Annotated in this window: 2 protein-coding genes; both read left to right on the forward strand. The window is 57.4% G+C overall.

Translation table 11 applies throughout. The features are described from left to right. Positions 1 to 76: 76 nt before the first annotated feature. Entirely contained in the window at positions 77 to 8,302 is an 8,226-nt protein-coding gene (locus tag BR04_RS13645; protein WP_496356576.1) for a translocation/assembly module TamB domain-containing protein, read from the forward strand. Next, positions 8,299 to 10,302 carry a fibronectin type III domain-containing protein gene (locus BR04_RS13650; RefSeq protein WP_496356577.1) on the forward strand — a complete coding sequence of 668 codons (2,004 nt, stop codon included), beginning with the start codon at positions 8,299 to 8,301 and terminating at the stop codon, positions 10,300 to 10,302. Before BR04_RS13645 ends, BR04_RS13650 begins: the two co-directional genes overlap by 4 nt. Positions 10,303 to 10,420: the final 118 nt, after the last annotated feature.

The following is a 10,420-nucleotide window of genomic DNA, read 5'->3' on the forward strand; positions in this document are numbered from 1 at the left end:
CTCCTGTCCTGCGGGAGCGGTGTTTTCACAATCTGCCACGTTGTTTTCCGCTTCCTTATCCTTCAAGGGAGGAACCATGGTTTCCCTGTATCGCCGTCTTTTTCCCCTTTTCCTTGCTGCCTTTTTCCTCCCCTTTGCCGCCCTGGCCTATGAGGGCATGGAGCTTGGCTATATTGATGCTGTCACGGTCAATGATGCCCATTTTGAGGATCTGGATCGCAGTGAGATCATTTTTTATCCGGAAGATTTGCGAGATGGAGAGGTTATTTTCCGGGGACTTCTGGAAAGCGAAACCCCAAAAGCGCCTGTGGAAAGTCTCGGTGTGGAAATTACCCTGGATGGCGGAAGAAGCTGGCAGGCGGCAACAGGCCAGGGACGGTGGGAGTTCCGCTTCCGGCCGGAGCTTGAAAGAACCTATGCCTTCGGCATCCGGGTGGTGCGAAAGGCGACGGAGGGCAAAGAGTCCTTTGAAGGTGTGCAGGATTTTGAAATCGCCGTCGGCCCTTTCACCCTGAGGGCCAATGGAGAAAGTACCCCCGATGGGCTGCGGGGCAGGGGCTTTCTGGATCTGGGGGTTTTCAATGCCGATCTTTCTTCCGGGAGCGGGGAGAAGCCGGGTCTTGAGGTCAGCTTTTCCGGCTTAAAGCCCGATCCTTCCCTGCGCCACATTGTGGCAGGCCGCATTGACGCTTCGGTGAATCTTGATCTCTCCCCCATGGAAGGGGCTGTTTTCCGTATCCGTTCCATGCAGTTTTCCCCGGAAGGTGCCAGTATGACGGGGGCTCTGGGCTTGAGTCTGGACGGGGTTTCCATCCCCACCCTTCCTTTCCGGGATCTGGCCTTTACCCCCCAGGGCATGGCAGGCCGCATTGCCTACAAGGCCCGGCGTCCCCAGAAGATCCCCCTTATTGCAGGAGAGTACGGGGCGAGCCTGATGCTGAAAGCCCTGGCTCTCGACTTTGATACCCGGAAAAAACGCCTGGCCCTTTCCGATGTGGACGCTTCTTTGGTTTTTTCCGAAGCCTTTGGCGATCTTTCGAACCAGAAGGTGGTCTATGGAAACGGGATCTGGCGCTGGGGCAAGGAGGCGGGTGAGGCCGCAGGCCGCCTTACCCTTCCCGGTACGGCTGTGAAGATTTCCGATCTGGGCGGCAGCATTGAAAAAGGACTGAAGGGTCTTGTGCTTTCAGGCCGTATGCAGATTCCCGTACTGGACAGTGCCCTGGAGCTGAATCTGGAAGGGCCTTCGGCTCTGCGCCTTACGGCCTCGGGTCTTTCCACCCAGGGCCGGATTTCGCTGGACAAACTGGATACGGGCTTTGATCTGGGAGGCTTTGCCGCAAGGGCCAAAAGCCTTTCCCTTGTCATCCGGAACAACCGGGTTTCCGGAACCCTCACCGCGAGTCTTACTCTGGAGGCCCTGCGCAATGCCAGCCTCGATATCCGCGCAGACATCCGGGATACGGGGCTTCACAATCTTGAGACCCAGGCAGGCCCCTTTGTGCTGCCCATTCCCGGTTTTGCCACTCTCCATCTGGAAAAAACCCGTCTGACCCTTGGTGGACGCAATGGGGTGTCCATTGATCTGGATGGTTTTCTGGAAGTCACCCATCCGGGTCTGAAACAGCTTGTGGCGGATACAGACCGGGATTTTTCCAAAGAAGGGGCTGCCTATTTTGACCGGCTTGGGGGTGGGCTTCAGGGCCAGAGCCTCACGGATCTAAGGAAGGATGGGGGAGATCTGAAGCAGGATGCCAGAACAGGTCTTGCCAAAGCGGGACAGAAGGGGGCCGGAAAGGGACGGCAGCTGGCTTCCGCAGGCCGGGAGTTTGCCTTTTCCAATTTAAGAATTTTTAAGGATCGCCTGGAACTTCCCACAGCCAGTGCGGGGTGGCAGCGTTTTTCCACCCCCATGAAGGCCAGCCTGGATGGTTTTTCCCTGTCTGCGGAATCCTGGGGACTGGGTGTGGCAGGGGGTGTGCTCTGGGCCGGACTGAAGGGCAGTGCCACCGTCCAGCAGCCCGCTTTTTCCTCCCAGGCAAAGGCTACGGCCCAGTTTTATCTGGATGGCCGTTTTGAGGTGATGGACTTTGCCGCCAACGCCTCCCTTGAAATGGGGGCTTTTATCCTGCATACGGATGCCACCCTTTCCGGGGGCCGCATCAGCGGCAGGGGAACCCTGATTTCTAAAGCCCCCATTCCCTCCCTGCCCGATCTTTTGAGAAATGCCGAAGACCGTCTGCAACTGGATGTGCTGTTCACCAATCTGGAGGCCGCAGGCGGAAAAATCCTTTCCGGAGCCATTGATCTGCCTTTGCCCGAAGGACTGGAGATTTCCCTGCCCCTTGCCAGCATTGAACTGAAGGCCCTGCATGTGTCGCCGGATGCGGCCCTGGCCGATGCCCGTGTCCGGCTTAAGGGGTTTCCCGGTATGGAGGCCATTGCTCTGGAAGGGCTTTCCCTGGGAGAAAATGGTTTCAGCGCCAGCGGCAATGTGGCGCCGGAGACGCCTTTGGTGTGGACGCTCTTTGACAGTCCCCAGGACATCACTCTGACCCTGCGCTCCTTTGCCTTTCATGTGGATACGGGAGCAGGACAGTTTTCCCTTTCCGATTTAGACGCAGGGATGGCTCTGGGCAGTGCCTATGGAGGCCTTTCCTTTCCTTTGGGCTTTCAGAACGAGGCCTTCAGCTGGGGCAGTCTTGCGGGGATGGTCACGGAAGCCTCAGGGAGTGCCTCCCTTAAAGGGGCTGCGGGCCGGGTACGGGAAGGGACGGGCCAAGTTCAGGCTGAAGCCCGGCGTTTTGTGATACCGGGAACGGATGTGACCCTTGAAAACCCCGGCGGCACCCTGAGGCCGGGCCTTTCTCCCAGTCTGACCCTTTCCGGTGTGCTCCGTATTCCGGGGTTCAGCGAGCCCTTTGAGATTCCCATTCCCGACGAAACCCCTCTGGTTATCAGCCGTTCCGGTATTTCCACCCAGGCGGAGATTCTTCTCAGCGAAGGCCTGAAACAGCTGCCCCTGGAAGGCTTTCCCCTGCTGCCGGAGCGCATTTCCCTTTCTCTGGCAGACAATGTGCTGGATCTGGGGCTTTCCGGTTCCCTGATTCTTGAAAAATTCGGCGGCATTGCCCTTGCCGTGGATGCGGATTTCAACGGCTTTGGCTTAGACAGCCTGAGGGTGAATCTGGATCGGATGCAACCCCGCGTTTCCCTGGAAGGCTTTGCGGATATTGATTTGCAGCGCATTGCCACAGGATTTAACGAAAAAGGCTTTTTTGTGGATCTGGACTGTGATCTTACCCTCACCCATCCCATGCTTCAGTCCTTCACCTCCGTCAGCGGGGAGGATCTGGGGGATACGGCCGCATCCACCGTCGCTGGCCTTGGCGCTGAAGGCCGGGATTCGCTTGAGGGGGCGGGGAAGGATGCTGCGGCTGCGGCCCGTCCCATCGCCTTGCGGGGACTTCAGATCTATAAGGATGCCCTTTCCTTTGGAAAAGGTCTTGAAGGCTGGCATGCCTTAAGCCCTGCCGCCATGGCAAAGATCCAGGATGTGGAGCTGCTTCTGAAACAATGGGGCCTTGGCGCAGAGGGCTCCCGTTTCTGGGTAGGCTTTCAGGGGGCCATGGCCCTTCAGGCCCAGAGTGCGGATACTGAGGCCCAGGCCACGGCCCAGTTTTACAGTGACGGCACTTTCCGGCTTTTAGACATGAATTTTGCCGGAGAATTTCAGATCGGCCCCTTCCGCCTGCTCACCGATGCCCGGTACAGCGAGGGCAGACTCACCGGCTCCGGTATGGTGGTGTCGGATCAGCCCATGCCCAGGCTCCCCGCCCTTCTGAAGGATGAGGCGGGCTATCTGAAGGTGGCCGTGGATTTTGCGGATCTTGTGGTGGATGCGGCCGCAAAACGGGTCACCGGCGGTATCATTGCCCTGGATACGGCCTTTGATCTTTCAGCTCCGCTTACGGAAGCCCAGGCCATGGTCATGGCCGTGCGGCGGCTGGGCTTTTCTCCCCAGGGGATGCTGGTGAGTGGTGCTGTTGATCTGCCGCCCCTTTTCGGAGGGCTGGAACTGCCCACCCTGGAGGTGGCAGACCTTCAGATGGGTCTGGAGGGATTTTCCGGTGTCACCCGCCTTGGGGCAGACTGGGACAGCCCGGCCCGCATTGGCATTCTGGAAACTCTCGGGGTGGATATCCTGCTGTCAGGCATCGTCCTTTCCATTGACTGGTCCAGACCCGGACTTTCCAAGGTTTCTTTGACGGATCTTTCCGGCAGCCTCGATACGGGCAGGCTCTTTGCCACCCTGGAGGAAGCGGCGAGACCGGCCCTGCTCTTTGCCGAAGGCGCTCTGCGTTTCACCCTGCCGGAAGCCTCCCTTCCCGGTATGCCGGATCTGGGACTTAAGGATATTCAGGGTCGCATTCTTCTGGGTGCCAGCGGGGTACAACTGACCCTCGATGCCCTTTCCCTTTCCATGAACGTGCTGGATACGGAAGTTCGGGTTGGGGGAAGCGGAATGCGGGTGGATAGTACGGGGCTTTCCGGAGAATTTTCCCTGAACGCGCCCTTAACACTCAGCACCCAGGGCTATGGGGGCCGTCTCAATACCTTCAGCCTGCGTCTGGATCAGAACCGGATTGCTGCGGGAAGTCTTGGTCTGGATCTGAATCTGGAGCGGTTTTTCAACCTGGAATTTGCCATGGAAGGTATTCTGTCCGCATCCGGTCTGGACAGTCTCCGCCTTGCCACCAACGCCAGCATTCCGCCCATCACCCGTTTTCAGGAACTGGCCATTCTCAACATTCAGGATCTCAGTGCGTCCTATTCAAAGGAAGCGGGCCTTTCCCTTTCCATGTATCCGGAAGTGCATTTTACCCACACCATGCTGAAGGATATGGAGGCCGTAAGGCTCAATGCCCTGCGTATCTCTAAAGATGCCGTGGATTTTTCAGGCCTCACCCTGCGGCAGCAGCCGGACAACATGAAGCTTCCCATGGGGCCCCTCACGGTCGCCATCACGGATCTGGGCCTCACCCTTTCTTCCACAAGCATTTCCACCACCATCAGCGGCAGTGCGGAGCTGGGGGATCTGGCCAGGGGGGCTGTGACCATCACGGCCTCACCCAGTAGCTTTTCCATCAACCGCATTGCCCTGACCTACAACCAGTATGGGGTGCGCATTGGGGGCGGGCTGGAATGGGATGGGGCTGCCAGCAGTTTTGCTGCGGACGCCAATCTTTCCATTGCCGGTGTCATGAGCGGAGCGGCGGAGATGGAGCTGGGTCGTAATACCCAGGCCTCTCCCGCCTATACCTGGTGGAGGGTGGGCTTTGCCGCTTCCATGGGAGCGCCCATCCCCCTTTCCCCCATCCCGCTCAGCATCTATGCCTTTAACGGTGGGGTGGCCTATCACATGAAGGCCGTGAGCAGCGGCGGACAGGTGAGCTTCACACCGGATGCCAGTGTCCCCTTTGTCTGTCAGGCTGGCCTCACTCTGGGAACATCGGGGGATACGGGCTATACCTGGCACGGGGATATGATGCTCACCCTTCAGCCCGGAGCCCCCATCCTTTTTTCCGGAGACACCTATTTTCTGAAAGAGAATCTGGGAGCCACGGAAAAACGCTACCTGCGGGCCACCATCACCATCGGTGTGTCCCAGCCCTACTTTTCCCTTGTGGGGAATGCCAAGTTTCTCATCGATGAGGCGAGTCTCGATATTCTCGATGTACGGGCCAATTGCAGCATACAGTTCGGCCCCACATCCAGAGACTGGCATATCTATATCGGTACGAAAGAAAATCCCGTATCCGTAAAGGCCATTGCCGGGTTTTTCACCGGAGACGGCTATCTCATGATGGACAGCAATGGCATGAAGTTTGGTTTCAGCCAGAGCTTTGACCTTTCCGCCTCTGCGGCCTGCTTTTACGGCAGACTCTATGGGGGGGTGGCCATGGACTTTGTGGCCAGCATCCGGCCCTTTTATGTGGATGCTCAGGGAAGGGTGTGGATCGGCATTGAGGCCGGGGTGAAAGCTTTCGGGGAGCGGTATGCCATCATCGAGGCCTATGCCTCCCTTGAGATGCAGTTCAGAACCCCCAACCCCACCTACATGCGGATCAAGGCCAAGTTCCGGTATTCCTTCTGTGCGGGTCTTGTTTCCGGCACCTACCGCATGACCTTCTGGATTCCGGAAAAACCGGACAGTGCGGAAATTGACGATCCCACCCGTTTTCCGCTGGTGGGGTATCTGATTCCTTCAGACAGTGCCACGGATATCCCGAGAAGTATGGGGGTGGAGCTGGGAACCACCCTGCCCGTGGATGAGGTTTTCATTCTTGATAACGGGAAAAGGTATATGCTCCGGCTTCTGGATGTGCGGAACAATCCCTCCTACAGATCCGGAGCCGTCACAGGCTTTGCGGACTACATTGACATGAGCAGCGGAACCGACGGGGTCAATGCCCTGGCCCTGCGCAACAAGGCCACGGGACAGGATATTCCAAGGCCCATCGGCGGGGTGGATGATAAGGATACCGTCAAGGTGCGCAGTTTTGATGAACTGGGCCGGAAGACGGCCTATGCCCTCTATGCCCGCGCCCATCTTCTGGAGGTGAAAGGCAGCGTGCGTCCCCAGGATTCCTGGCGGGGCCGACCCGCAGCCGAGGTGTTTGCCGGAGTGGCCTATGATGAGGGCATTCGGGTGGCAAACTTCACCACAGCGGATGCCCCCACTCTTTCCGGAGCCAGGGAAATCATTGAAAAGGTGTATCCCGGTTCTTCGGATGAGGTGGTCTTCCCGGATACGGAAGTGCGGATTTACTACAGGGTTCCGGCTTCGGGGCAGACCTTTGCCACCACCAACCGGCATTATGTGGTGGATGCCACAGGAGAGACCGTTGTGGGGCCGGAGGCCTGGCTTCAGGGGCTGACAACGGAGAATACCATTGCCGCCACCCAGCAGTGGGTGAAGTTTGCCAGACCGGCTTCGCCCCTCACGGGTCAGATGTATTACAGGGATGAGGTGAGCGGAGAGGTGCGGTCTGCCCTCATGATTCAGGGACGTGAGCACAATCCCTTCACTGAAGAGGAGTGCTGGCGGGAGGATTGTTCGGATCAGGCACGAAACCTTGGGACAGGTGCTGCGATGGGAAGTGCTGGTTCCAGTCCAGCGAGCTCAGGCGGCGGATCCGGGCCTTCCGGTACCTCCTCTCCCTACAGCCTTGCCACGGGAGGGGGCTATACCCTGGCCACAGGAGGCCCCCTCAGCGCGACCCAGCCTTCCCAGGCAGGTCTGAGTCCCCAGCAGTCCGCAGCAGCCGGGGCGGCTTACCGTTATTCCCGGTATCGCAGCGGGGTCTATGCCATTGAGGTGCTGGATGCCGAGGGCAGACGCATTTACCGCAGTCCCTTTGAGGTGAGTGCCCAGGCCCTTTCCAATGCCCAGGTGATCCGGGAATCCCAGGATGCCCAGAATCTCACCGCAGATGATTTTTACAACTGGACACCGGAGGTGGGAGACATCAATCCCCTGCATGTGTCCATGCACCTTTCGGGCAGCGCATGGGGGGGGCAGGTGGAAACGGAGCTGATTTTCTGGGATGAGGCCCATCAGCAGAAACGTTCGGCCATCGACTGGACCTACCATACCTCCGGATACGGGAGCTGCCCCCGCAATCAGACTCTTTCCTTTGACGCCCTCATGGCCTACTGCCCGGCGGCTCTTTTGGAGTACGAACTCTGGCTCATGAACAACCCCAGGCCCGTTCCCGTTTCTTCCCACGGGGCTCCGGGAGATCTGATTTTCACCTTTGAAACCACAGCTCCCCTGAACTGGGATGGCACAGGGCTTAGCTTTGAAATCCAGAAAAAGGGGAATTATCCCTCCATTCAGAACAGCCTTCTCACCCTTCGTCTGGGAAGACGGGATTATGAGGTGATCAGTGCGCCCACGGCCACAAAGCATCTGATTCTGATTCCCAAGGAAAAAATTGTATATCCGGGCACCCAGAACCACAGCTTTCAGTATGACCATGACTACCACCAGGCTGTGGTTCGGATGCAGGCGGTGCGAACCGTTGCGGGTACGGGCGGAGGCTATGATACCAGCGTTTATGGAGAGAGCATTTTTAACTGGACGCTACGGTATAAAAGAGATGCCATTGAGCATGTTCCGATGTCATGCAACGGTAACCAGCATAGTTATCATTGTGATCCGGAATATACGGTTTTTTCCGCACCCTATTTTGCCATTTATCACTATGACTACCATCATGGAGTGATTGCCCAGTGAAAATACAAAAATACATTGTGTATCCCATCCTTTTTTTCTTTTTCATAAGCTTTGGGGCTTTTGCCGCTGTGCAGCAGGAAATGGAGCTGGTCTTTCTTTCCAAGGTGGAGGTTTCCGGTGTCCGGCTGAAGTGGGTTCCGAAAGACAAGGGGCTGGACTATCACTACAACCTGACCCGCCAGAGGGTTCTGGATGCAGGCGGGCTTGGGGAGGCTGTGGCGCTGGGCGCTTTTCGCATGAAAACCCGAAGCGAGGTGGAAGGCCTGTTCGGGGAAGATGTGGCAAAGGAACTGACCCCTCTGCTCTGGCCCCAGTCCCTCTACCAGACGGATTTTGAGAAACTGAGGGTGCTGGCGGAAGAGGAAAACCGTAAGGGCATGCTGTTTTACCTTGCGGAAAGCCGAAAGGATCTCATGGAGATCCTGGGAATCACCCATACAGACAGGGGAATTTCCGAACCGGGTCGTTATCTCTATACCCTGGAGGCGAAACGGGATGGCAGGCCTGTTGCCACAGTCCGCACCCTGGTGGACAGCCGGGTGCCTGCGCCGATGAACATTCCCCATGCAGAAGCCGTACGCTATGCCTGGGGAACGGCTCTGAAGTGGAGTAATTATGATGCCTACAGTACCTTTCATATTTACCGGGCCACAGGGGAGGAGGGCCCCTATGAGCGGATCACCCAAAGGCCCGTGGGGGTGAACTATGAAATCAACGAAGCCCGTCAGCGGGTCACACCGCCCTATTTTTATTCGGATACGAATCTTGATGCGGATAAGGTCTATTATTACAAGGTTGCCGGGATTGACACCTTCGGGGATGAGAGCCTTTTGTCTCCCCCCGCTTTCGCCATCCGGGATGCGGCCAGAAGACCGGCTCCGCCTGCTGCGGTGTCCATCGAAGCCCTGGATCGGGAAGCGGGGCTTTCCTGGGTCTCCGATGCCCCAGGTCTTCGTTTCCATGTGTTCCGGGGCTTGATGCCAGACGGGGCCTTTATCCGCCTTACGGAAAGTCCTCTGGAAGGCACGGCCTTTAACGATGGCAATCTCAGGTATGATACGGACTATTTTTATGCCATCACTGCCCTGTGGGAGGATGGCAGGGAAAGCCTCATGTCGCCGCCAGCGCATTTTCCCTGCCGGGATCTTATTCCGCCCGCAAGGCCCGGGGGGATTCGGGGGATTTCAAAGCCCGGACAGGTGATACTGGAGTGGGATAGTGTGGGAGCTCCGGATCTTGCGGGTTACAGCGTGTTCCGGGCCCTGGATGCCCATGCCCCGGACTGGGCAAGGCTGACCGATGGCCCCCAGCAGGCACGGATTTTTGTGGATACGCTCTCTAAGGCTCTGGACAAACAGGCTTTTTATTACAGGGTGCGGGCTGAGGACATGCGGGGCAATCCCAGCGAGTGGTCCGATGTGCTGGAAATCCACCTTCCCGATGTCACCCCTCCCCTTTCTCCGGTCTGGGAGGGCTGGGAGCAGAAGGGGGATACCCTCATTCTGCGCTGGCGGGCTTCAAAGGAAGAGGATCTTTTGGGCTACCTGCTTTTCCGGGGCGAAGGCAACCGCAGGGTACAGCTGACCCCGGAGCCTGTGCAGGCCGTGCAGGTTGCGGATGGGGATTTCAGGGAAGGGGAGAAGCTTGTCTATCACCTCGTGGCTGTAGACAGGGCAGGCAACCGTTCTTCCGAATCCAGTCCCCTCCTTCTTCATGCCCTGGATAAAACCCCGCCCCGCATTCAGGAGCTGATCCTTTCCATGGAAGAAGAGCAGGTGAAGGTGGCTGTATTGATTGCGTCAGAAGATTTTAAGGCCATGAGTATTGAGAGAAAGCGGCAAGGGGAAGACGTTTTCCGCACGGTGAAGGCCATGCATCCTGCCGGGATTTATAGGGACAGGTACGTGAACGGGGATACGGTTTATGTGTATCGGGTGCGGGTGTATGACGGAGCGGGGAATGTGACGGAAAGTGCGGAGAAAAGTATCCGTGTTCCCTGAGTGGATTTCCCTTAACCCAACTTTGATGCACTCGCAAAAAAGCCAAAATGGCATAAGTGTTTAAAATAGATATATTTTTTGATTTTTCATATTGATCCAAGATACTGTTTTTGGTATG

Source organism: Desulfobotulus sapovorans DSM 2055 (assembly GCF_059569355.1).

What these genes read in the sequence shown, in the direction of transcription:
- BR04_RS13645 (WP_496356576.1), top strand. Translation starts at nt 77, where the DNA reads ATGGTTTCCCTGTATCGCCGTCTTTTTCCCCTTTTCCTTGCTGCCTTT.